Source organism: Janthinobacterium sp. GMG2 (assembly GCF_033949445.1).
GTDB classification, from domain to species: Bacteria; Pseudomonadota; Gammaproteobacteria; order Burkholderiales; family Burkholderiaceae_D; genus Janthinobacterium; species Janthinobacterium aestuarii.
This window is the reverse complement of record NZ_JAXAWA010000003.1, coordinates 794,065-816,695: the sequence shown is the minus strand read 5'-3', so window position 1 is coordinate 816,695 and position 22,631 is coordinate 794,065. Positions and strand designations below refer to the sequence as shown.

The 22,631-nt window shown below is 64.5% G+C and carries 18 protein-coding genes; 10 read left to right on the top strand and 8 right to left on the bottom strand.

From position 1 onward, the window contains the following. Positions 1-29: 29 nt before the first annotated feature. The 5 genes from SKZ59_RS15690 (at position 30) to gdhA (ending at position 7,312) form a co-directional block, all read left to right on the top strand. Positions 30-2,474 carry an acyl-CoA dehydrogenase gene (locus tag SKZ59_RS15690; protein WP_413774561.1) on the top strand — a complete coding sequence of 815 codons (2,445 nt, stop codon included), beginning with the start codon at positions 30-32 and terminating at the stop codon, positions 2,472-2,474. 66 nt (positions 2,475-2,540) lie between these two features. Continuing rightward, complete coding sequence (locus SKZ59_RS15685) at positions 2,541-2,786, top strand: DUF1059 domain-containing protein (RefSeq protein ID WP_034753516.1); 246 nt, start codon at positions 2,541-2,543, stop codon at positions 2,784-2,786. A gap of 176 nt (positions 2,787-2,962) precedes the next feature. Beyond that, positions 2,963-4,324, top strand: coding sequence for a tRNA 5-hydroxyuridine modification protein YegQ (gene yegQ / locus SKZ59_RS15680; protein ID WP_319992266.1), 1,362 nt, complete (start codon positions 2,963-2,965; stop codon positions 4,322-4,324). Between the two features lie 183 nt (positions 4,325-4,507). After that, entirely contained in the window at positions 4,508-5,755 is a 1,248-nt protein-coding gene (locus SKZ59_RS15675; protein ID WP_072457140.1) for a DUF819 domain-containing protein, read from the top strand. A gap of 213 nt (positions 5,756-5,968) precedes the next feature. After that, on the top strand, positions 5,969-7,312 hold the full coding sequence (gene gdhA / locus SKZ59_RS15670) for an NADP-specific glutamate dehydrogenase (RefSeq protein ID WP_034753510.1): 1,344 nt from the start codon (positions 5,969-5,971) through the stop codon (positions 7,310-7,312). Between the two features lie 60 nt (positions 7,313-7,372). Here the strand turns inward: gdhA and SKZ59_RS15665 are convergent, their stop codons facing one another. After that, complete coding sequence (locus tag SKZ59_RS15665; protein WP_034753508.1) at positions 7,373-7,930, bottom strand: flavin reductase family protein; 558 nt, start codon at positions 7,928-7,930, stop codon at positions 7,373-7,375. A gap of 175 nt (positions 7,931-8,105) precedes the next feature. Between SKZ59_RS15665 and SKZ59_RS15660 the strand changes: the two genes are divergently transcribed. Both SKZ59_RS15660 and SKZ59_RS15655 read left to right on the top strand, forming a co-directional pair. Beyond that, complete coding sequence (locus tag SKZ59_RS15660; protein ID WP_319992265.1) at positions 8,106-8,735, top strand: head GIN domain-containing protein; 630 nt, start codon at positions 8,106-8,108, stop codon at positions 8,733-8,735. A 42-nt stretch (positions 8,736-8,777) separates the two neighbouring features. Beyond that, on the top strand, positions 8,778-9,575 hold the full coding sequence (locus SKZ59_RS15655) for an enoyl-CoA hydratase (RefSeq protein WP_319992264.1): 798 nt from the start codon (positions 8,778-8,780) through the stop codon (positions 9,573-9,575). Positions 9,576-9,581: 6 nt separating this feature from the next. Here SKZ59_RS15655 and SKZ59_RS15650 read toward each other — a convergent pair whose 3' ends face one another. From SKZ59_RS15650 to SKZ59_RS15630, 5 genes are all read right to left on the bottom strand, one after another. Then, positions 9,582-10,319, bottom strand: a complete 738-nt coding sequence (locus SKZ59_RS15650) for an AIM24 family protein (RefSeq protein WP_034753505.1) — start codon at positions 10,317-10,319, stop codon at positions 9,582-9,584. Positions 10,320-10,322: 3 nt separating this feature from the next. Continuing rightward, entirely contained in the window at positions 10,323-10,964 is a 642-nt protein-coding gene (locus SKZ59_RS15645; RefSeq protein ID WP_034753503.1) for an AIM24 family protein, read from the bottom strand. Between the two features lie 18 nt (positions 10,965-10,982). Continuing rightward, the gene (locus tag SKZ59_RS15640) at positions 10,983-11,636 is read right to left on the bottom strand and encodes an AIM24 family protein (RefSeq protein ID WP_319992263.1); all 654 of its coding nucleotides are present in this window, start codon (positions 11,634-11,636) and stop codon (positions 10,983-10,985) included. Between the two features lie 121 nt (positions 11,637-11,757). Then, positions 11,758-14,919: a S8 family serine peptidase gene (locus tag SKZ59_RS15635; protein ID WP_319992261.1), complete on the bottom strand. Its 3,162-nt coding sequence runs from the start codon at positions 14,917-14,919 to the stop codon at positions 11,758-11,760. Position 14,920: 1 nt separating this feature from the next. Further along, positions 14,921-15,736, bottom strand: coding sequence for an NF038120 family PEP-CTERM protein (locus tag SKZ59_RS15630; RefSeq protein ID WP_319992260.1), 816 nt, complete (start codon positions 15,734-15,736; stop codon positions 14,921-14,923). A 425-nt stretch (positions 15,737-16,161) separates the two neighbouring features. Between SKZ59_RS15630 and SKZ59_RS15625 the strand changes: the two genes are divergently transcribed. Both SKZ59_RS15625 and SKZ59_RS15620 read left to right on the top strand, forming a co-directional pair. Continuing rightward, positions 16,162-17,073, top strand: a complete 912-nt coding sequence (locus SKZ59_RS15625; RefSeq protein ID WP_319992259.1) for a histidine kinase — start codon at positions 16,162-16,164, stop codon at positions 17,071-17,073. 8 nt (positions 17,074-17,081) lie between these two features. After that, positions 17,082-17,729, top strand: a complete 648-nt coding sequence (locus tag SKZ59_RS15620; protein WP_319992258.1) for a response regulator transcription factor — start codon at positions 17,082-17,084, stop codon at positions 17,727-17,729. Here SKZ59_RS15620 and SKZ59_RS15615 read toward each other — a convergent pair. Beyond that, positions 17,726-20,224, bottom strand: coding sequence for a TonB-dependent receptor (locus tag SKZ59_RS15615; RefSeq protein WP_319992257.1), 2,499 nt, complete (start codon positions 20,222-20,224; stop codon positions 17,726-17,728). The two genes, SKZ59_RS15620 and SKZ59_RS15615, sit on opposite strands and share 4 nt — an antisense overlap. Before the next feature lie 94 nt (positions 20,225-20,318). Then, positions 20,319-20,780 (bottom strand): Lrp/AsnC family transcriptional regulator, encoded by a 462-nt coding sequence (locus tag SKZ59_RS15610; protein ID WP_034784295.1) that lies wholly within the window; start codon positions 20,778-20,780, stop codon positions 20,319-20,321. Positions 20,781-20,879: 99 nt separating this feature from the next. Between SKZ59_RS15610 and ilvB the strand changes: the two genes are divergently transcribed. Beyond that, positions 20,880-22,631 (top strand): biosynthetic-type acetolactate synthase large subunit, encoded by a 1,752-nt coding sequence (gene ilvB / locus SKZ59_RS15605; protein ID WP_319992256.1) that lies wholly within the window; start codon positions 20,880-20,882, stop codon positions 22,629-22,631.

Genomic DNA, 22,631 nt, shown 5'->3' with positions numbered 1-22,631 from the left:
CTTCACGCCTGACAGCACAACGCCAACCCCTGCGGTTGGCGTTGTGCGTATGCGCTGTACCGTACAGTAACATCGGCCATCTCGGCCTATCCTGTTGTCATATAACAGGGAGATATCGCATGCTGACGATCATACTGGTGGTGGCCCTGCTGGGCCTGGTTGTACTGTTCGCGCCCGGCCCCGTGCGCCGCGCCCTGATTACCCCACACCTGCTGGCCCTTTTCAAGCGCATTTTGCCGACGATGTCCGACACGGAGCGCGACGCGCTCGAGGCCGGTACCACGTGGTGGGATGCAGACCTGTTTTCCGGCAAGCCCGACTGGCCCAAGCTGCTGCGCTATGGACGCGCCACGCTCACGGCCGAGGAGCGCCATTTTCTCGATCACGATGTCGAGCGGCTGTGCGAACTGGTCAACGACTGGGAAACGCAGCAGGCGCAGGATTTGCCGCGCCCAGCCTGGGACTACATGAAGGCGCAAGGTTTCCTCGGCATGATTATCCCGAAGCAATATGGCGGCAAGCAATTCTCCGCCTACATGCATTCGCAAGTGGTGATGAAGCTGTCGAGCCGCTGCTCGGCGCTGGCCGTAACCGTGATGGTGCCCAATTCGCTGGGGCCGGCCGAACTGCTGCTGCACTACGGCACAGAAAAACAGAAAAACCATTATCTGCCACGCCTGGCCAACGGCACCGAGATTCCCTGCTTTGCCCTGACCAGCCCGTACGCGGGTTCCGACGCGGCCGCCATTCCCGACCTGGGCGTGATCTGCATGGGCATGCATGAAGGGCGCCCTACCCTCGGTTTCCGCCTCACGTGGAACAAGCGTTACATCACCCTGGCGCCCGTGGCAACCTTGCTGGGCCTGGCATTCCAGACCAGCGACCCCGAGCATCTGCTGTCCGACAACGATGCACCGGGCATCACTTGCGCGCTGATCCCCGCCAGCCACGACGGCGTGGTGATCGGGCGCCGCCACCATCCCTTGAACGCCGCTTTCCAGAACGGCCCCACGTCGGGCAACGATGTGTTCATCCCCATCGACTGGGTCATCGGTGGCCAGGCGCAAGTGGGCAAGGGATGGCGCATGCTGATGGAGTGCCTGGCGGCCGGGCGCGCCATTTCGCTGCCCTCGTCCAGCGTGGGCATGGGCAAGATGGCCGTGCGCGGCACAGGCGCGTATGCGGCCGTGCGGCGCCAGTTCAACATGCCTATCGGCAAGTTCGAAGGGGTGCAGGAAGCGCTGGCCCGCATGGGCGCCAACCTGTACCTGATGGATGCGGCGCGCACCCTGGCCGCGCACGCCGTCGACCTGGGCGAAAAGCCGGCCGTCATTTCCGCCATCGTCAAATACCACGTCACGGAACGGGGCCGCGCGCTCGTCAATGACGGCATGGATATTCTCGGCGGCAAGGGCATTTGTGTGGGGCCCAACAATTTCCTGGCCAGCGCCTACCAGCAAATCCCCATCGCGATCACGGTCGAAGGGGCCAACATCCTCACGCGCAGCCTGATCATCTTTGGCCAGGGCGCCATCCGCGCGCATCCGTATGTGCTCAGGGAAATGGCTGCCGTCAGCGAAAGCGACGGCCGCAAGGCCTTGCGCGATTTCGATACGGCCTTCTTTGGCCATGTCGGCTTTGTGCTGGGCAACCTGGCCAGGGGATTGTGGTACGGACTGGGCGGCGCGCGCCTGGCGGCCGTGCCCGATGCCGGCGCGCCTGTACTGATGCCCTACTACCGCGCCCTGACGCGGCTGTCGACGGCGTTTGCCGTCATGACGGATATGTCGATGTTCGTGCTCGGTGGCGAACTCAAGCGCCGCGAGCGGTTGTCCGCCCGCTTGGGCGACGTGCTGGCGCAGCTGTACCTGGCATCGTCCGTGCTGAAGCGCTACGAAGACGATGGCCGGCCCGAGGCCGACCTGCCCTATGTGCACTGGTCGCTGCAAGATGCGCTGGTCAAGGCGCAGCAGGGCTTGACGGGCGTGCTCGACAATTTCCCCGCGCGCGTGCTGGCCGTGCTGCTGCGCACCTTGCTGTTCCCGTTTGGCTTGCCCCACCGTCCGCCATCCGACGAACTGGGCAGCGAGGTGGCGCTGGCCCTGCAAACGCCGGGCGCCGACCGCGAACGCCTGCTGGCCGACGGCTATGTGGCCAACGACAGCAACGACCCCGTGGCCTGCGCCGAGCAGGCATTGACCCTGCTGCCCGACATCCTGCACATCGAAAAACGCCTGAAAGACACGCCCGAAGGCGCGGCCCTGCGGCACCTGCCGCAAAGCCTGTCCGCCATGCAGCAGTGGCTGGCCGCAGCCAAGGCGGCGGGCTCGGTCAGCTGCCAGGAGCACAATACCTTGCTGGAATATGCGCGCCTGGTCGACGGCTTGATACAGGTCGACGATTTTTCGCCCGCTGCGGCGCAGCCAACACACTTGCAGGCGCACGGGGCCGATATCAACAGCCGCGCAGCCTGAGCCGGATTGCGGCCTATACTGAATTGAGCGGGTGCTGTGCCCGCTCTTTTCGGAAAGGAGTCGATCATGACGCGCAAATTCATCGATTGCCGGGAATTCCCAAGCGACACGCATTGCTCGGTGGCCATCTCGGCCGACAGCGAGGAAGAGCTATTGGGTATTGCCGTGGAGCACGCGGTCTCGGTACACCATCACCAAGACACGCCGGAACTGCGCCAGCAATTGCGTCAACTGTTCAAGGACGGCATGCCGCCCGAACACCTGCCCATGACGGGACAGGCCGGCAACAGCGGGACCGCGCACGCGCACTAGCCTGCCAGGGCTTGCGCCGGTTTCTGAAAGCGCAAGCCCGGCACGAGCGGCACCAGGGACACACAGGCTTGAACGCCTGACGCCTGAGCACCCCGGCAGCGGATATCAATCCCTTGATCCAAGGCAATGCAATATGCGGCCAGCCAGCATACAATCGCCGGCTTTGCCCATCCTCCATGCGCCACGCTCCCGAACTCCTCCTGCCTGCCGGCTCCCTGGCCAAGATGCACGCCGCCTTCGACTTTGGCGCCGACGCCGTCTACGCGGGCCAGCCACGCTACAGCTTGCGCGTGCGCAATAACGATTTTTCGACCTTGCAAGCCTTGCAGGAAGGCATCGATGGCGCGCATGCGCGCGGCAAGCAATTCTTTGTCGCCAGCAATATCTTCGCCCACAACGCCAAGCTGAAAACGTATTTGCGCGACATGGAACCGGTGATCGCCATGCGCCCCGACGCGCTGATCATGGCCGACCCGGGCCTCATCATGATGGTGCGCGACAAGTGGCCGGACGTCCCCGTACACCTGTCGGTGCAGGCGAATGCCGTCAACTGGGCCGACGTCAAATTCTGGCACCGCATGGGCTTGACGCGCGTGATCCTGTCGCGCGAACTGTCGCTCGACGAGATCGAGGAAATCCGCCAGCGCTGCCCGGAAATGGAGCTCGAGGTCTTCGTTCACGGCGCGCTGTGCATCGCCTATTCAGGCCGTTGCCTGCTGTCCGGTTATTTCAACCACCGCGACCCGAACCAGGGCACGTGCACGAATTCCTGCCGCTGGGATTACAAGGTGAAAAATGCGTCCGAAGACGCCAGCGGCGACCTGGGCGGCATGCAGGTGGTGCCGCTGGAATTCCATCAGGCGCTGGTCGAGGCCGACAACAATGCGTTTTCCACCCTGCACCAGCAACCGCGCCACCCGCTGGCCGACCAGCCCTATCTGATTGAAGAAGCCCAGCGCCCGGGCCAGCTGATGCCGATACTCGAAGACGAGCACGGCACCTACATCATGAATTCGAAGGACTTGCGCGCCGTCGAGCATATCGAGCGCCTGGTTAAAATCGGCGTCGATTCGCTGAAGGTCGAGGGCCGCACCAAGTCGCTGTACTACGCGGCGCGCACGGCGCAAGTCTACCGCCAGGCCATCGATGACGCCGTCGCGGGCCGCCCCTTCGACATCAGCCTGCTGGGCCAGCTGCAAGGCCTGGCCAACCGCGGCTACACGGACGGTTTTTACCAGCGCCACCATACCCAGGCGCACCAGAACTACATGCGCGGCGCGTCCGAGGCGGACCGCAGCCAGTACGTGGGCGACGTGCTGGGCGTGGCGGACGGCTGGGCCAGGGTGGAAGTGAAAAACCGCTTCGCCGTGGGCGACCGCATCGAGGCCGTGCATCCGGGCGGCAACCGCGACGTCACCATTACCCGCATGCTCAGCGATGACGGCAAAGAGATCCAGGTGGCGCCCGGCAGCGGCCACTTCGTGCGCATCGAACTTGACGGCGCTCTCGACAAGGCCTTGCTGGCCCGTTATTTGTAACCGCCAGTCTGCTGCGCGGGGTAGCGAAGCAGTCTACAAGTGTTTGATTTGACAAGAAAAATTCCGGCTGGCACTACCTAAATAATTTGTTTAGGCTTCAACATTGCTATACGATACGGCCACCCGCGCCCGGGGGCCTTATCGGCATCCCGTGCGTCCCTGACACGTTCACCGGAATCCCCGATGCCACCTGCCACACCCGCCCTGATCACCAATGACGCCGTCGTCCTCGGCCTGCTCGCCATGACCCTGGGAGCCGTCTTCTGGAGCGCTTCCCGCCCAGACGGCTTCTGGAAAAAGTTCTACACGTATATCCCGTCGCTGCTGATGTGCTATTTGATCCCGGCGTTGCTCAACACGTTCGGCATCATCGACGGCAACGCGTCCGGCCTGTACGCCGTGGCGCGCGACTACCTGCTGCCCAGCGCGCTGGTGCTGCTGTGCGTGGCCATCGACTTCGGCGGCATCATCCGCCTCGGCCCCAAGGCCATCATCATGTTTTTGACGGGCACCCTGGGCGTCATGCTGGGCGCCCTCGTCTCGTTCGAAGCCTTGCGTTTGATCCACCCGGAAACGGTGGCCGGCGACACGTGGCGCGGCATGACGACTGTCGCCGGCTCGTGGATAGGCGGCGGCGCCAACCAGGCGGCCATGAAGGAAGTATTTGAAGTGGATGCCACCATGTTTGGCCAGTTTGTCGCCGTCGACGTGCTGGTAGCCAACGTCTGGACGGCCGTGCTGCTGTTCCTGGCCGGCCGCGCGGGCGCCTTCGACCGCTGGACGGGTGCAGACTTGACGGCCATCAATGCGCTCAAGGACAGCATCGAAAGCTACCGCGCCCAGCACGCGCGCGTAGCCAACCTGACCGACATCATGATCATCCTCGGCGTGGGCCTGGGCGTGACGGGCCTGTCGCACTTCCTGGCCGGCCCCATCATCAGCTGGATCAACACCCTGCCCGCCGCATGGCGCCTGCAGGATTACAGCCTGACGTCGAACTTCTTCTGGATCGTCGTGCTCGCCACCACCTTCGGCCTGCTGCTCAGCTTTACCAAAGCACGCAGCCTGGAAGGCGCGGGCGCCTCGACCATCGGCTCGGCCATGCTGTACGTGCTGGTGGCTACCATCGGCATGCACATGGACTTGAAAGCCCTGTTCGACAAGCCATTTTTGTTCCTGCTGGGCCTGATCTGGATCGCCGTGCATGGCGGCCTGATGCTGCTCGTCGCCAAGCTGATCCGCGCGCCCCTGTTCTTCATGGCCGTGGGATCGCAAGCGAACATCGGCGGCGCCGCCTCGGCCCCCGTCATCGCCAGCGCCTTCCACCCATCCCTGGCCCCCGTGGGCGTCCTGCTGGCCGTGCTCGGCTACGCGCTGGGCACCTACGGCGCCTACATCACGGGCTTGATCTTGCGCGGCATGGCGGGGTGATCCCTGTCCTGGCTTGACCAGCCAGGCACGCAAGAATGACGACAACGCCAGCCTTAGGGCTGGCGTTGTCGTTTACGGCTCGCATCGGCCGCAGCATCCCAAAAAATCCCCACAATGTAGCAGAAACCCCTCAAAACCAAATTTCCGCACCATTTTTGTGCGAAATCTGCGATGATAGTTTCCCAAATAACCGATTACCTCCATGGAATTCTGATGAAATACGCATCTGCTCACGAGTATGTCCAGCATGTCGCCGCACGCAATCCAGGTCAACCCGAGTTTCTGCAAGCCGTCACCGAAGTCATGGAGAGCTTGTGGCCGTTCCTGGAACAGCACCCGAAATACGCGGAACAAGGCTTGCTGGAACGCTTGATCGAGCCGGAGCGCGTGGTGATGTTCCGCGTGTCGTGGGTCGATGACCACGGGCAGGTGCAAGTCAACCGCGGCTACCGCATCCAGCACAGCATGGCCATCGGACCGTACAAGGGCGGCATTCGCTTCCACCCTTCCGTGACCTTGTCCGTGCTGAAATTCCTCGCTTTCGAGCAGACGTTCAAGAATGCGCTGACGACCTTGCCCATGGGCGGTGGCAAGGGCGGTTCCGACTTCGATCCAAAGGGCAAGAGCCCGGGCGAAGTGATGCGTTTCTGCCAGGCCTTCGTGAGCGAACTCTTCCGCCACGTGGGTTCGGACACGGACGTGCCGGCCGGCGACATCGGCGTGGGCGGGCGCGAAGTGGGCTATATGGCAGGCATGATGAAAAAGCTCAGCAACCGCGCCGACTGCGTGTTTACGGGCAAGGGCGCCAGCTTCGGCGGCTCGCTGATGCGCCCGGAAGCGACGGGCTACGGCACCGTATATTTTGCACAGGAAATGCTGAAAACGCGGGGCCGCTCGTTCGAAGGCATGCGCGTGTCCGTGTCCGGCTCGGGCAACGTGGCGCAGTACGCTGTGGAAAAAGCCATGGCGATGGGCGCGAAAGTCATCACCGTCTCCGATTCGAGCGGCACCGTCATCGACGAGGCAGGCTTTACGCCGGAAAAACTGGCCATCCTGATGGAGGTCAAGAACCATTTGTATGGCAGGGTCAGCGACTACGCCGCGCGCACGGGCGTGCGCTTCGAGGCCGGCGTGTCGCCATGGCATGTGCCGGTCGACATCGCCCTGCCCTGCGCCACGCAAAATGAATTGCATATCGACGACGCGCGCACCTTGATCGCCAATGGCGTGCAATGCGTGGCCGAAGGCGCCAACATGCCCACCACCATCGAGGCAGCCAAGGCATTCGAAGCGGCCGGCGTGCTGTACGCGCCGGGCAAGGCCAGCAATGCGGGCGGCGTGGCCACGTCCGGCCTGGAAATGAGCCAGAACGCGGCCCGAATTTCCTGGCCGCGCGAGGAAGTCGATGCGCGGTTGCTGCAGATCATGCAGGGCATCCACGCCGCGTGCAAGCAATACGGCACGCGCGCCGATGGCACGGTCAGCTATGTCGATGGCGCCAATATCGCCGGCTTTGTGAAAGTGGCCGATGCGATGCTGGCGCAGGGCGTGATTTAATCATCGGCCAACGGTGGTGTCGGATTACGGCGCCTTGCGCCTAATCCGACCTACGCCGACCTACGACATTTCTGGCTTCATCAAGCTCTTGCGGCTGATGGTCCGGCCCGACACCATGAACTCGCCGTTGCCGCGGTAATGTAACGTTTCCGGCAGCTTGGGCGAGGTGGCCACGTGGGCTTTCACGCACTCGAAGATGAAGAAGCCGCCTTTCGGATTGCCCGCCACCTGGGCCAGCTTGCATTCGAAGTTGGCGTAGCACTCGGCGATCAGGGGCGCGCCCACCAGTTCGGCTGGTTGCGGTGTCAGGCCGAAGGCCGTGAACTTGTCCGTGTCTTCACCGCTGCAATTGCCGATGGCGACCACCTGGTCGACCATGTCGGCCGTGGGCAGGTTGATCACGCACTCCATGCTGCGCTTGATCATTTCATAGCTATGGTTCGCGTCGGAAATAAAACAGCCCAGCAACGATGGCGTGAATTCCATCAGCATGTGCCAGGCCATGGTCATGACGTCGCTTTCGCCCTGCCACGTTGAACTGACGAGCACCACCGGCCCCGGTTCGAGGAAGCGCCGGATATCGGCGACGGGATAATCTTCTTTGTGGTAATTTTTCATCTGGTCTCCAGGACGCGGTACGCCATAGCATAGACCAACGGCGCCTTGCCGGGCGCGCGGCTGGCCGGCCGCGGCGTGTCATCGGCACCGCGATTTGTGCCGTTCATCGCAAATTTCTCCCCCTTGGAGATGTTGCAACATAGAATACACTGATCAACTACTCAAGGAAACCGCCATGCGTCCTCTGTTCCTGTTGTCAGTCCTGTCCCTCGCCTGCCTCTCGGCCCTCGCGCATGCGGACGAGCAAACCCGCACGGTAGCCGCCTTCAACGCCATCGACATCCGCGGCCCCATCAGCATCGAAGTGGAATCGGGCAAGGAGCAAAGCCTGCTGCTGCGCGGCGACCAGAAATTCCTCAGCGGCGTCATCACGGAAGTGGTCGATGGCGAGCTGAAAATTTCCATGAAGGACAAGGACATCAAGAAGACCGAGGGCGACCCGCGCATCATCATCACCATGCCCACCTTGCGCAAGCTGATCGCGGAAGGCGCGGGCGAAAAAATCCTCACCAAGCTCAATGGCCCCCGGGTCGACATCAGCTACAAGGGCGCGGGCCGCCTGGCCGCCGATGGCCAGGTCGACTGGCTGCGCCTGAAGGCGCAAGGCGTGGGCGAAGTCGATACGAAAGCCTTGCTGGCGAAAAACGTCGATGTGAATTTCGACGGCATCGGCTCCGTCAAGGTGTATTCCTCGGGCGAGCTGAACGCCGTGGTGCGCGGCATGGGCGAACTGACCTACTACGGCAAGCCGAAGATCGTGCACAAATCGATCGCCGGCATCGGCAGCGTCAATGCCGCAAAATAAGATTTCCTAGAACAACAAGGCCATCAGGCCACTGGAGACCGCATGACCGCAACACATGATACCGACACGCCGCTGGTGCTGCGCGAGGAGCACGATGGCCTCGTCACCCTGCGGCTGAACCGCCCGCTGCAATTCAATGCCCTGTCCGAAGCCATGCTGGCCGCGCTGCAGGAAGCGCTCGACACGATCGCGCAACAGCCGCACGTGCGCTGCGTGGTGCTGGCCGCCGAAGGCAAAGCCTTTTGCGCGGGCCACGATTTGCGCCAGATGCAGGCGACGCGCCAGCTTGCGTATTATCAAACCCTGTTCGCGCAATGCTCGCGCGTGATGCAAGCCATTCAAAGCTTGCCCGTGCCCGTGATTGCCCGCGTGCACGGCATCGCCACGGCGGCCGGCTGCCAATTGGTCGCCAGCTGCGACCTGGCCGTGGCGGGCGCATCGGCCCGCTTTGCCGTCTCCGGCATCAACGTGGGCCTGTTCTGCGCCACGCCATCGGTCGCCCTGTCGCGCAATGTGTCGCCCAAGCGGGCCTTCGACATGCTGGTGACGGGGCGCTTCATCGACGCTGACACGGCAGCCGACTGGGGCCTGATCAATGAAACGGTGGCCGACGCGGCGCTCGACGAGGCCGTGGCGCGCCTGGCGCAGCAGATCATGGCGAAAAGCCCGACGGCCATCCGCTACGGCAAGCAGATGTTCTACCGGCAGCGCCAGCTGCCGCTGGACGACGCGTACGCGTATGCGGGCGACGTAATGGCGCGCAACATGATGGAAGAGGATGCGGAAGAAGGCGTGACTGCCTTCCTGGAAAAGCGGCCGCCCAACTGGGCGCGGCCGTAATATAACTTAACGCTCCTGCTTCATCTGCTGCTGCACGGACAAGCTCAAGGTTCCCAGGTCTTCCTTGCCCAGCATCGGCAATTGCGCCAGCAGGTTGGCCAGGGCCGAGCTGCCCGTCACGTCCAGCTCGGACGACTGCACCAGCACCGTGCCGGCGCCCGTGAAGTCGATCTGCTTTTCCTCGCCCGACAGGGTAAAGCCCGTGAGCGCGCCGGCGGCCGAGGCCCAGCCCTGCACGTGGGCGTAATCGTAGTGATACGAAGGACTGGGGCAATCGGCCCAGCCCAGCACGGCCTGCTCGTCCACGCGGCATGGCAACTCGAGGAAATGCACGGGGCCGTTCGACGAGGCGATGACTTTACCGGTGCCTATCATGGTCAGATAGCCGGGCAAGGTCGATTCCTGGCAAATCACATCCTTCGTAAAACCCAGCAGGTTTTTCGCGCGGATGGTCATGTTGGCGTTGTCCAGGTCGTAGCAGGCCAGGTCGTTGCCGTTGTCGCCCAATATCAATTGTCCCTGCCCTTGCGCGACGACAAAGTGGTGGATGTATTTCGGGGCATTGAAGGCGTTGCGCACGATCAGATCGAGCACGCTGCTGCCCATGGCTTCGAAGCGCAGTTCGCCATAGAAGGCGATCATCTTGCCCTTGCGAATGAATATCTGTTCCTTGACGTCGATGACATACGAAAAACGGTTCAGGTTATCGTTCTTGGGCAAGGTATCGGGAGTGTAAATCGTCATGGCTTACCTTTCGCTCGCTTGGATGTAGACCGTGCCCTGGCCCGTGAACTTCACCTGGTACGATTCGCCGGACGCTTGGCCGACGAAGGTTTTCCAGTTCAAGTCCGTGACGATGGTCGAGCTCAGCTGCCCCGTGTGGCCGATATACGCTTGCGGGTCGACAAACACGGGCACGTCCGGCGTGACGGGCAAGCCGATGGCGTTGCCGTCCGACAAAATCGCCACGTCGCCCGTACCCTGCAAGGTGGTGGTAAACAAGCCCTGGCCCGAGGCCATGCCGCGCACCACGCCCTGCACGCCGCCCTGGTTGCCGAGGAACATGGTGCCGGCCGTCAGGCGCGCATCGAAGGCCAGCAGGGAATCGCTTTCCACGTAAAACGTTTCGCCGCGCACGGGAACGATGGTGACGAACAGGCCGCCCTGCGCATAAAACACGCTGCCCGTGCCACGCGCCGACATCATGGCGTAGCCTTCGTTCGTGACGGCGCGCATGGCCAGGCTTTGCACGCCCTGGCCGGCCAGGAAGGAGCGGCTGAACGCCACGTCGCCCTGGTACGACACCATGGCGCCCTTGCGCGCGAACACTTCTTCATTGCCGAGTTTGACCTCAAGCATCTTTTCATTGATCTGCTGATAGACAGGCATGGCTGCTCCTAGCGTAACTTAACGTTCGGCGGGCTGGATGAACACCACGCCCTGGCCTGTGAATTTGTGCTGGTACGATTCGCCCGAGCTCTGGCCGATCATCGTGCGCCAGTTGACGTCGAAAACGAATTCCTGGCGGATGTCGCCCTTGAAACCGACGAAAGCGTCCGGGTCCACGCGCAGCGGATGCGCGGGCGTCACTTCCAGCATGATCAGGTTGCCGCGCGAAATGACGGCCAGGTTGCCGTGGCCTTCGACGGTGGTGGAAAACAGGCCCTGGCCCGAACTGGCGCCGCGCAAGCCCGCAAAGCTGGTGCCCGTCTTCAGGCTCGTGTCGTAGGCCAGCAGGCTGCTGCTTTCGATGGTCAGCTTTTCGCCGGCCAGCGCCATGACGGTGATCTCGGCCGCATTCTGCGCGAAAAACACCGTGCCCGTGCCTGAAGCCTGCATCACCTGCATGCCTTCGTTCGTCACCTTGCGCTTGAGCGCGCCGAAGAGGCCCTCGCCGCCGAGCAGGGACTTTTCAAATTTGATGGCGCCTGTATAGGCGACCATCGCGCCGGCAATCGCCAGCACTTTTTCATCCTGCAGGCGCACTTCCAGCAGGCGGTCGGTATTGGTGCGGAAACTGGTCACGCGCGACTCCCCAAGAATGCCAGGCCACAAAGCCATGGCTATCCGACAAGATACCGGGGGCGTTACCGCCATGCAAGTGCTATTCCTCCCGAACGGGGGTCTCCGTTAAAAAAAAGGCGTGCCCGGAGGCACGCCTTGCGTTCACAAAATGAACGATTTATTCAGCCAGCACCGGCTTGGCGCCGCGCGCGTTCTGGAACAGCGGCACGGGGTCATTGGTATTGACCTCGATCACCGTCACGCCCTGCACCACGCCAGCGACCTGGTAGCCGACGGCGCCCAGGTGGCGCTTGCCTTCGGCCAGGTTGGACCAGCTCAGCGAGACAGACGCGGTGCCGCCCATGAAGGCCGTACCCGGCATCAGCGCCTTGAAGCTGCCGTTGTTCAAGCCCGGCGCCAGCACCCACGACGACAAGGTGTAATCGGCCTGGCCGTTTTGCGGCGCAAAACCGATCACGCACACTTTGTAGGTGCCGGCGGCTGGCAGGCGCAGTTCCACCTGCTCATTGGAACTTTCATTGCCGCTGCTGCCGACCAATACATTGGCAGCGTTGTAGACCTCCATGTCCATGTCGGTATTCGCGCCGCCCGTCGTTTCCGTATCGTAGGTGGCAAAGCGCGCCGCCAGGGTGCCGGCCGGGATCACCACGTTGTGCACGTTCACACCCGTGGCGCCACCGGCCTTGCAGCTGGCCGAGGCCGTGCTGTTGTTGGCCTGGCCAATCGTGCGCGTCTGGCGCACGGCTTCGACGAGGCCCGATTTGACGCCGACCAGCGCACCCGTGAAGCCCGTGCCCAGGGTCAGCACCTTGCTGCCCGTGGCCGCTTCGCTGCTGACCAACGGAATGGCGGCCAGCGACGTGCCGCGCGCCGTCAGCGGGCTGCGCACCGTGTGCGTGCCATCCGTCCAGCTCAGGGCGCCGTAGGTCCAGGTATTGGCCGGCGCCGTCGTGCGCGTCAGCTTGACCTGGTACTGGCCCTTGGCGCCCGGCGCCAGACTCAAACTCGTTGGCGTCACCGCCACCGTGTAGCCGGGCAGGCTGGCAGAGACGTTATAGACGGCGCTGCTGGCGCCCACGTTGGTCACCGTGCGCGTCAGCACTTGCGTGCCCAGCACGTTGGCCGCCGTCAGCGACGCCAGGTTCAAGTTGTAGGCAGGAATGGTGCCGACGGCCTGGCAAGTGGCGGGACTGTAGACCTTCAGGTTCAGGCCGCACAGGAAGCGCGCATAGTCGATTTCCGACACGTCGTACACGAGGCCGGGATCGGCCGCGCTGTTCGGCGCGATGTGGCCGGCGCCCTGGCCCCACGGCAGCTGGCCCGAGTTCTTCGCCGTGGCATCCCACGACACGGAACCGTTCAAGCCATCGGGATACGTGCTGAACGCCGTCGTCATCAGCGCCGACTTGATGGCCGCGGGCGACCAGCTCGGATGCTGCTGCTTGAGCAGCGCCGCCACGCCGGCCACGTGCGGGCTGGCCATCGAAGTACCGGAATAGAAATCCCATTCCGCCACGGGCGCCGCGCCGCCGGCCGCCACGGCATCGCGCTGCGCCGGGGTCAGGTCGGCCGTCACGCCGGCGAGGATGTTGGTGCCGGGCGCCGACATATCCGGTTTCAGGATGTTCGCGTTGGCCACGTTCGGTCCGCGCGAGGAACGGTCGCTGACGATCGGCGCCTGCACCGTCGTGTCGGCGATCGTATGGATTTCGCCCAATGCCGCCGTGCCGTCCGGATTGGACGCCATGAAAGCCTTCAGCGCGTCGCCCTGCGCCTGCGCCAGGTGCACGGTCGACAGCGTGTGCGCCTGGTTGATGATGGTGTTGGCGCCGCCGGCCACGTTGGCGATGACCACGCCCGCCGCGCCCGCCGTCCTGGCATTCGCGCTCTTGTTGACCAGTACGTTGCCGCCGCGGTCGCACACGAGTATCTTGCCCGCCACTTTCGCCGGGTCCAGATAAGCGGAGGTGGCATCTGCACCGCCGAAGCAGCGCAGCAGATTGAGGTCCGTCGGCGACACGCCGGCCAGGCCAGCATCGCGCGAGCGGATCAGCGGCAGCGCCGGCGTCTTCGCATTGCTCGACGCGCCTTCCAGCCTGGTGCCATTGCTGAGGATGACATTGCCCGCATACAGGCGGTTGTGCGTGGAATTGGCCACCGTCGCCAGCCACGGGCTGATGTGCGAGACGGGCGCCGGCACGTCGGGCGCTGGCGTGGATGGGCCGGAATTGCCGCCCGACGTGGCGACAAACACGCCGGCCGCCGCCGCGCCGAGGAAGGCGACTTCCGTCGGCTCGTCGAAGGCGCCGCCGCCCGCGTTCGGGCCGATGGAGAAGTTGATGACGTTGACGCCATCCTTGACGGCCTGGTCGATGGCGGCCACGCTGTCGGCCGTGGCGCAACCGTTGCGGCCCGTCGATGCGGCCGTCCAGCAGACTTTATAGGCGGCGATGCGGGCACGCGGCGCCATGCCCGAGGCCTTGCCCAGCGACACGCCGTTCGAGGTGGCCAGGGCACCATTGTTGCCGCCGGCCGTGGATGCCGTATGCGTGCCATGGCCGCCGTGCCCCGTCAGGCCGGCGACGGAATCGCGCGGCGACAGGAATTCCGTCCAGTGCAGCGCCGACGTGGAAGCGCGGTAGTAGCGTGCGCCGATCAGCTTGTTGTTGCAATTCTCGGCGGAGAATCCCTCGCCCGTCTGGCAAGTGCCCTGCCAGCTGGCCGGCGGTGCGCCGTACACGACGTTGCTGCCGCTGTGGCTGGGCACGCCGTTCTCGTCGAGGCGGTCGGCAAAGGCCGTGTTCTCGGGCCAGATGCCGCTGTCGACGATGCCGATGATGATGTCTTCGCCCGCGTGTGTCTTGCCGCCCAGTTGTTCCCACAGGCCGCCCGGCTTGTCCAGGCCCAGGAAGGTGGGCGTGTAGCTGGTGTCGAGCTGCAGGATGGAGTCGGCGCTGATGCTGGCCACGCCGCTGTTTTTCTTCAGGGCCCGCACTTCATCGTCCGTCAGCAAGGCGGAAAAGCCGTTGAAGACGACGCTGTACTGGTGCGTGATTTCCGCCGCGCTGACAGTGCCGGCCACGGCGGCCTGCTTGGTGTCGAGGTAGCTCAGATAGGCCTGCACATCGGCGGCGCCCACGTTGATGCGCGCGCCCGGGGCCGGCTTGGTGGCGGCCAGGCCGTCGACCTGGCCCGTGTAGGTGGCGGCCGGCTTGTCGACCAGCTGCACGATGTAGGAGCGGCGTTCCTGCGCCTGCGCCGCTTGCGCCAGGCTGGCGGCCAGCAGGAGGATACCGAGAGAGACGGGACGTAGTTTCATCTCACGCTCCTTGCACGGTGAACGCTGCGAACTTGCCGGCGCGGCGGCGCGACAGCATGCCGATGGCGCCCAGGCCGGCCAGCAGCAGCATGTAGGTCGACGGTTCCGGCACGGCGCTGATGTTGATATTGTCGAGCGCAAACTGGCCCTGGTTAAAGGCGGGGAAATCGATGGAATTGCTGCACGCGCCAGTGTCATTGAAAATGCAGGCGTTGAAGGTCAGGCCCGTGAAGGAATAGTTGCTGAAGCCGCCCAGCAGGGATGCGCTCTGGAAATGGTAATTGCCATCGCTGCCCTGGCCCGGAAACGCCAGCGACGTGCTGACCACCTGGCCGTTGCTGAGGGTGCCGCTCAGTTGCAGCTTGCCCCACTGCATGTTGGGCAAGCCGGAAACGGGCGCGATGAAGGAATAGTCGAAACCGGCCAGGCTGAACGCCTGGTGGTCGGCACGCGCGAAATTCACGCCGCCATCGTTGAGGATGGCCAGGTAGTTGCCGGTGGCGCCCTGCGGGCAGGCGGCGATATCGCACGACGAGCCCACGCGGCCATCGAGGATGGCGCCCACGCCGCTGACGCCGCCGCCGGCCGCCGTGGTCGGGTCGGCCAGGAACAGCAGGTTGTAACTCGACGTATTGAGCGTCTGGCCGCTTTCATACACGTCGGGGGGCAAATTATCGAAGGTCAGGACACCGGCCATGGCCGGCGCCGAGGCCAGCACGGACAAGGTGGCCAGCGCGGCCAGGATGGTGGCGCGGCCGCGGGTAGCGGACCGATCGGCGGTGGCGGGCGATACCCGCGCATGTGATGGACGATTCATTCTATTCCCTTGGTTGTTGTGGATAGATAGGTCGGCAGGTCTCGCGCCCGCTTTCAGCTTTTTCACAAAAGTGTCAACAAATATAGCAAACCACACAAAACAAATATCATATTTTTAATATCATTTATTTATTTTTTATCTAACTCTGCGATACTTTGTTTTGTTTTATCTATGAAAGCTTGAGCAATCTCAACGTTACATCGGAACAACAATGCCTCGCACCGCAGACGTGCGCGCCAGCGCGCCGGCGCGACTTCAGATAAGCTCGAAAACCGCGCCTGCCGCGCCGTCATCCCCGTCACATCGCGGTACACCTGTTCCATCCTGGAACACTTGTCTCCCCGCCACGCGCCCGGCCACAGCCCCTGCGCGATGGCATGAAGCTTGCACAACAAGGGAATCGACCGCGCTCAGGGAGCAGCATCATGGAACACCATCAATTTGCCAGCAACGGCAGCGCAGGCACGCGGCCGGCCCGGCGCCTCCTCGTGTGCTGCGTGCTGGCGCTGGCTTTTTTCCTGCTGGCCGCCAGGCTGGACCTGGCCGAACGGCTGACCTACGCGCTGTGGCGCCAAGAGCACTGGCAACTCGATGAACTGGCCCTGAGCCTGTTGTTGCTGGCGCTGGCCCTGGCCGGCTTTGCCGTGCGGCGCGGACGCCAGGTGGCGCTGCTGCTGGCACAAAACCGCACCCTCACGCAGCGCCTGCTGCGCGCGCAGGAGGAGGAACGCTGCGCGCTGGCGCGCGAGCTGCACGATGAAGTGGGACAGGACTGCACCGCCATCCGCGCGGCCGCCAGCTACATCCTGCGCGCGCGCGATGGCGACCAGGCGAACGTGCAGGCGTGCGCGGCCAGCATCGCGCGCTCGTCGGAAGCGCTGCATGCGATGGTGCGCACCATGCTGCGCCGGCTGCGCCCGCCCGTGCTCGACAGCCTGGGCCTGGCGCCGGCCCTGCAGGCGCTGTGCGACAGCTGGTCCCAGCAGCACGGCATCGCCTGCCATTTCGCGCCGCACGCCATTCCCGCCAGCCTCGACGACTGCACCGCCACCGCCATCTACCGCCTGGTGCAGGAAGGCTTGACGAACGTGGCGCGCCACGCGGGCGCCGACCGGGCCACGGTGGAATTGCGCGCAGATGCGCACGGCTTGCTGCACCTGGCCATCGAAGACAATGGCCAGGGTTTGCATCCAGACAAAACGCCGGCAGATGGCTTCGGCATGCTGGGCATGCGCGAAAGAGTGGCCGGCCTGCGCGGCCATATCCGCTGGATCAGCGCGCTGGGCAACGGCTTGCGCATCGAAGTGGCGATGCCGCTGGCGGCAGGTGCGGCATGAACGCAGCCATGACCCCAATCCGCGTGATGCTGGTCGACGACCACCCGGTGGTGCGCACCGGTTACCGGCGCCTGCTGGAACAGGGCGGCGACATCGCCGTCGTGGCCGAGGCGGGCAATGGCGAAACGGCGTATGGTTTGTACCAGGAGCACGCGCCCGACGTCTGCGTGACGGATTTGTCCATGCCCGGCATCGGCGGCCTGGAATTGCTGCGCAAGCTGCTCGCCCGCGACGCCGGCGCCCGCGTGCTCGTGTTCAGCATGCACGACACGCCGCAGCTGATCGCCCGCGCGTTTGAGGGCGGCGCCTGCGGCTTCGTCAGCAAGCAGGCCGACCCGGAACACCTGGTCGACGCCGTGCGCGCCGCCCATGCGGGCCGGCGCTACCTCGATCCGCACAGCGCACCGGGCGTGCTGCAAGGCACTGCCAGCATGGAAGCGCAGCGCTTGAGCAGCCTGAGCCAGCGCGAATTCGAAATCTTCCGCCTGCTGGCCGAAGGCCGCAGCGCCGCCGACTGCGCCCGCCTGCTGCACCTGAGCAGCAAGACGGTGGCCAACCACCAGACCTGCATCAAAGAAAAGCTCGACGTGCCCGGCCCCGCCGCCCTCGTCCACTTGGCCTTGCGCAATGGCGTCATCGAGCACATCCTCCCTTAAAACGCGTAGCGCAAGCCCACATTTACGCTGCGCGGCGCGCCGGCCGCATAGAAGGTCGCGTTGACCATCGGATACCCGCCGTTCACGGCCGGCAGCGGCCGGGCACTGAAATTGCCGTTGGCATCGAATCCCGTCGCGCCCAGCTGGGCCGCCGTCGCATAGTGTCGGTCGAACAGATTATTCACCTGGGCGAACACGCTCAGTTGCCGTGTCAGCTGGTATTTGCCGTTCAGCTCGACCACGGCGTAGCCGCCGCTCTTGCCCGCGCCCAGGTACGCTGGCCCGCCCGCCTGGTGCGCATTGTTTTCATTACCGCGCGCATAGGAACTCGACACGGCCATCATGGCCAGGCCCACCGTCCAGTCGCGTCCACCCTGAACCTCCATGTGCGCCTTCAGGATATGGCTGGGCGTGAGGGGAATGCGCTTGCCCGGCGTGATGGCGATATTGCCTTCGAGGCCGGGCGCCTCGGCGTCGCTGCTGCTGTTGGCGCTGCCGTTGACGGTTTCCCGGCTTTGGTACGTCGCCTGCAGCCACGTGTAGTTGACGCCGAAGTCCAGCGCGCCCGCCTTGCCGTCGAGCGCCAGCTCCATGCCCTGGTGACGCGTCTTGCCGAAATTCTTGAAGTAGCCGAAACCGGCCTGGTTGTCGGCCACAAACAGGATATCGTCGTGGTTTTCCGCTCGGAACAGGCCCGCGCTCCAGCGCGCCACCTCGCCCCACTGGCCGCGCACGCCCGCTTCCCACGTCTTCGTCACCACCTGTTTCAAGGGCGGGTCGCCAGCCATGGCGTTGGGCAGGCGGCAAGGGTTGTCCGGGTCGGCGCAACCAAGCTCGATGGCCGTCGGCGTGCGGCTGCCTTCGTTGTAGCCGAGGTAGGCGCTCACGCCCTTGACTGGCGCATAGGCCAGGCCGATGGCGGGATTGAAGCGGCTGAAACGGTGGTCGCCATCGAGCGAACCGCTGCCGCCGCCCGGCGTGATGGCGTCGCGGTTGCGCACCGTGCTGCGGTTGTAGCGGCCGGAGATGGTCAGGGTCAAGTCTTGATTGAACGCGATGCTGTCGCTCGCATACACGCTCCAGGTGCGCATGCGCCCGCTCAAGTCGACCCGATTGTCGACGGGCGTGCCATCGTCGTCGATTTGCGTGCCGTCGGCAAAGAAATCGACGGGCATGATGCCGCGGTCCGGGTTCAGATAGCCGAACTGGCTGGTCTGGCGAAACGTGGCGTGGCTGGCATCGAAGGCGGCGCCGGCCGTGACGGCATGGCGCGCGCCCGCCACGTCGGCCAGCGCGGTGAACTGGCCGGAAAAACCATAGTTTTCCTGCTCGGTATGGCTGCGGTTGATCATGCCATTGCATTTTTCGGCCGGCTCGTCATTCAGCAGCACGTTGGCTATGCAGCGCCACTTCGGAAACGGCGTATTGGTCACATTTGCCCCGCTGACGGGAAAGCCCGTGTAGCCGGCCGCCGCCAGGGCCGCGCGCTCGGCCGCGCCGGGCTGGTAGCCGGACTGGTCGAGCGACTCGTCGTTGAGGTCGCCATTGAAGGTGTGCGTGTCGATCTTGCGGTAGTAGACATTGCCGGACAAGAGCAAGGCAGCGCTGGCCTGGTGCTTGCCCGTCAGATTCAACAGGGTCGACCTGTTTTTCGTCAAGTCGGGCTTGGTGTAGACGCTGCGGTAGTCGCGCGCCAGCAGGCGCTGTTCCTGCAAGCCGTTGCCCGTCAACGCATTGTCCGCGTGGGCCACGGTGACGGCGATATCGGTGCGCGCATCGCCCCAGCCCAGCTTGCCAAACACCTGGCGCACGTCGGATGGCGAATCGTCACGCCAGCCATCTTCCTTGAAGCGGTTGCCCGTCACGTACCAGTGCCAGCCCTGCGCATTGCTGCCGCCATGTTCAACTTCCACGGCGCGCCGTTGATCTGAACCCAGGCGCGCCTCGATGGCGGTGCCCGGGTGGCTCTTGCCATCCTTGGTCCGCAGGGCCAGCGCGCCACCCAGGGTGTTCAGGCCGAACAGGGGATTCGAGCCGGGCATCAGGGTCAGCGAGGCGATCGCCAGGCGCGGTATCAAATCCCAGCTGACGACGTCGCCAAATGGCTGGTTCAGGCGCATGCCGTCGAGGTACACGGACAGTCCCTGTGGCGTGCCCAGCAGCGGCGAGGCCGTATAGCCGCGGTAACTGACGTCGGGCTGGAACGGGTTGTTCTGCACTTCGTTCACGTAGACGCTGCCCAGGTTGCGGCGCAGGAAGGCGGAAATATCGAGCGCGCCGCTGGCGGCGATCTGCTGCGCGCTGGCCGTCTGCACGGGCGCGGCCAGCGCATCGCGCGGCTGCTCCACGGTGGGCAACGGCATGCTGCCCGTGATGGTAACGGTGGGCAAGTCGCCCGAGGCGGCCAAGTTCGCGGCCAGGCTGGCGGCAGCAGGCTCGGCGGCCTGCGCCTGGCACAGCGCCATGGCAGCGGCAGCCAATAAAGTCAGTTTCATGCGGGTCCCCGTTTTTATCATGGTTTTTATGTCTGTCCAGTATCGGACAGCCACCATCGATGAACTAGGGAAAAACTCCCGCCGTGCGGGCAGGCTATCGCTGCAAGGGCAGATAGCTCTGCTTGAGCTGGCGCAGCACAAAACTCGATTTGCTGTGGCGGATGCCGGGAATTTTGTATAAACGCTCGCGCAGCAGCCGTTCATAGTCGCGCGTGTCGCTGACCGCGATGCGCAGGTAGTAGTCGTAGTCGCCGGAGACGAGGAACGCTTCGAGCACTTCCGGGATCATGGCCAGCGCGTGGCCGAATTCGAACAGGGCCTGGTCGGAATGGTCGTCCAGGGTCACTTGCACGATGACGGTGTCGGCCAGCCCTACCTTGGCCGCGTTGACGTTCACCGTGTAGCCTTCGATGACGCCGTCGTCCTCCATGCGCTTGATGCGCGCCCAGCACGGCGACGAAGTCAGGCCCACCTTGGCGCTCAGTTCGTGCAGGCTGATGCGGGCATCCTGCTGCAGGGCCGTCAGGATGGCGAGGTCGAATTTGTCGAGCTTCATTTTGCAATTTCCCATGTTTGCAGCAAATTTTGCTGATCAAGGCATTTTATACGAGAAAACCAGCAGCCTTTTCTGCCAGGGCAAGCAGAAAATAGACACATGAAACCCGATCCCGCCCCCCTCCTCGCTCCCGCCCACGATCTTGCGCCGCGCAACGGCGCCAGCACCCTGATCGACACCCTGCTGGCCCTGGGCGTCGACACCGTCTTCGGCTACCCGGGCGGCGCCGTGCTGCCCCTGTACGACGCGCTGCACGCGCAACCGCGCTTGCGCCACGTGCTCGTGCGCCACGAACAGGCGGCCGTGCACGCGGCCGAGGGTTATGCGCGCAGCACGGGGCGGCCCGGCGTCGTCTTCGTCACCTCCGGCCCCGGCATGAGCAATACCACCACGGGCTTGCTCGACGCCCTGTGCGATTCGATTCCCGTCATCTGCATCAGCGGCCAGGTGGCCACCACCAGCATCGGCACGAACGCCTTCCAGGAATGCGACGCGCTGGGCATCTCGCGCCCCGTCACCAAGTGGAACCGGCAAATCCGCACGGCCGACGAGACGGCCGCCGTCGTGCACGAAGCGTACGTGCAAGCCACGCAAGGGCGGCCGGGCCCCGTGCTGATCGATTTTCCCAAGGATATGCAATTGGCGCAGGTCGCGGCCAACACGCCGCCGCCATCCGTCGCCAACGTCGCCGCCCCCCTGCCCGAGGCGGCCGATATCGAGCAGGCCGCCAGCCTGATCGCCAACGCGCGCCAGCCCGTGTTCTATGGCGGCGGAGGCCTCATCAATTCCGGCCTCGATGCCTGCGCCGCTTTCCAGCAGCTGGTGAAACTGGCGGCCGCGCCCTGCACCCTGACCCTGCTGGGCCTGGGCGCCTTTCCCGCCTCGCACCCGGCCTTCCTCGGCATGCTGGGCATGCACGGCACTCTGGAAGCGAACCTGGCCATGCACCATGCGGACCTGATCGTCTGCGTGGGCGCCCGCTTCGACGACCGGGTCACGGGCAGGCTCGATGCCTTCTGCCCCGGTACGAAAATCATCCACGTCGATATCGACCCGGCGTCGATAAACAAGGTGGTGCGCGCCGACGTGGCCCTGCGCGGCGATTGCGCGCCCGTGCTGGCGGCATTGCTGGCGCAGCTGCGCGGCCGCCTGCTGGCGGACCGCCAGCCGTGGTGGCAGCGCATCGACGGCTGGCGCGCGCAGGACTCGCTGGCGTTCGACGACACGCCGGACGTGATCGCGCCGCAGGCGCTGATGCGCCGGCTGCAGGCGGCCCTGGACGGACAGGACGCCATCGTGTCCACCGACGTGGGCCAGCACCAGATGTGGGCGGCGCAGCATTTGCGCTTCGAGCAGCCGCGCCGCTGGCTGACCTCGGGCGGCGCCGGCACCATGGGCTATGGACTGCCGGCCGCCATCGGCGCGCAGATCGCCCATCCGGGAAAATGCGTCGTGTGCGTCAGCGGCGACGCGTCGATTTTGATGAATATCCAGGAACTGGCCACGGCCGTGCAGCACCGCCTGCCCGTGAAAGTGGTGCTGTCGAACAATGGCTACATGGGCATGGTGCGCCAGTGGCAGGAACTCATCCATGACGGGCGCTACAGCCACAGCTATACGGAAGCGCTGCCCGATTTCGTCGCCCTGGCCCGCGCCTTCGGCTGGCAGGCGCAGACGGTGAGCCGGCGCGAAGACCTCGACGCGGCGCTGGCGGCCTGCCTGGCATCCGACGGCCCGTACTTCCTCGACGTGCGCGTGCATGGCGCAGAAAACTGCTTCCCCATGATGGCGCCCGGCGCGGGGCACCATGAAGTGACCCTGTCCAAGGGCAAGGTGTACAGCGAGCGGTAG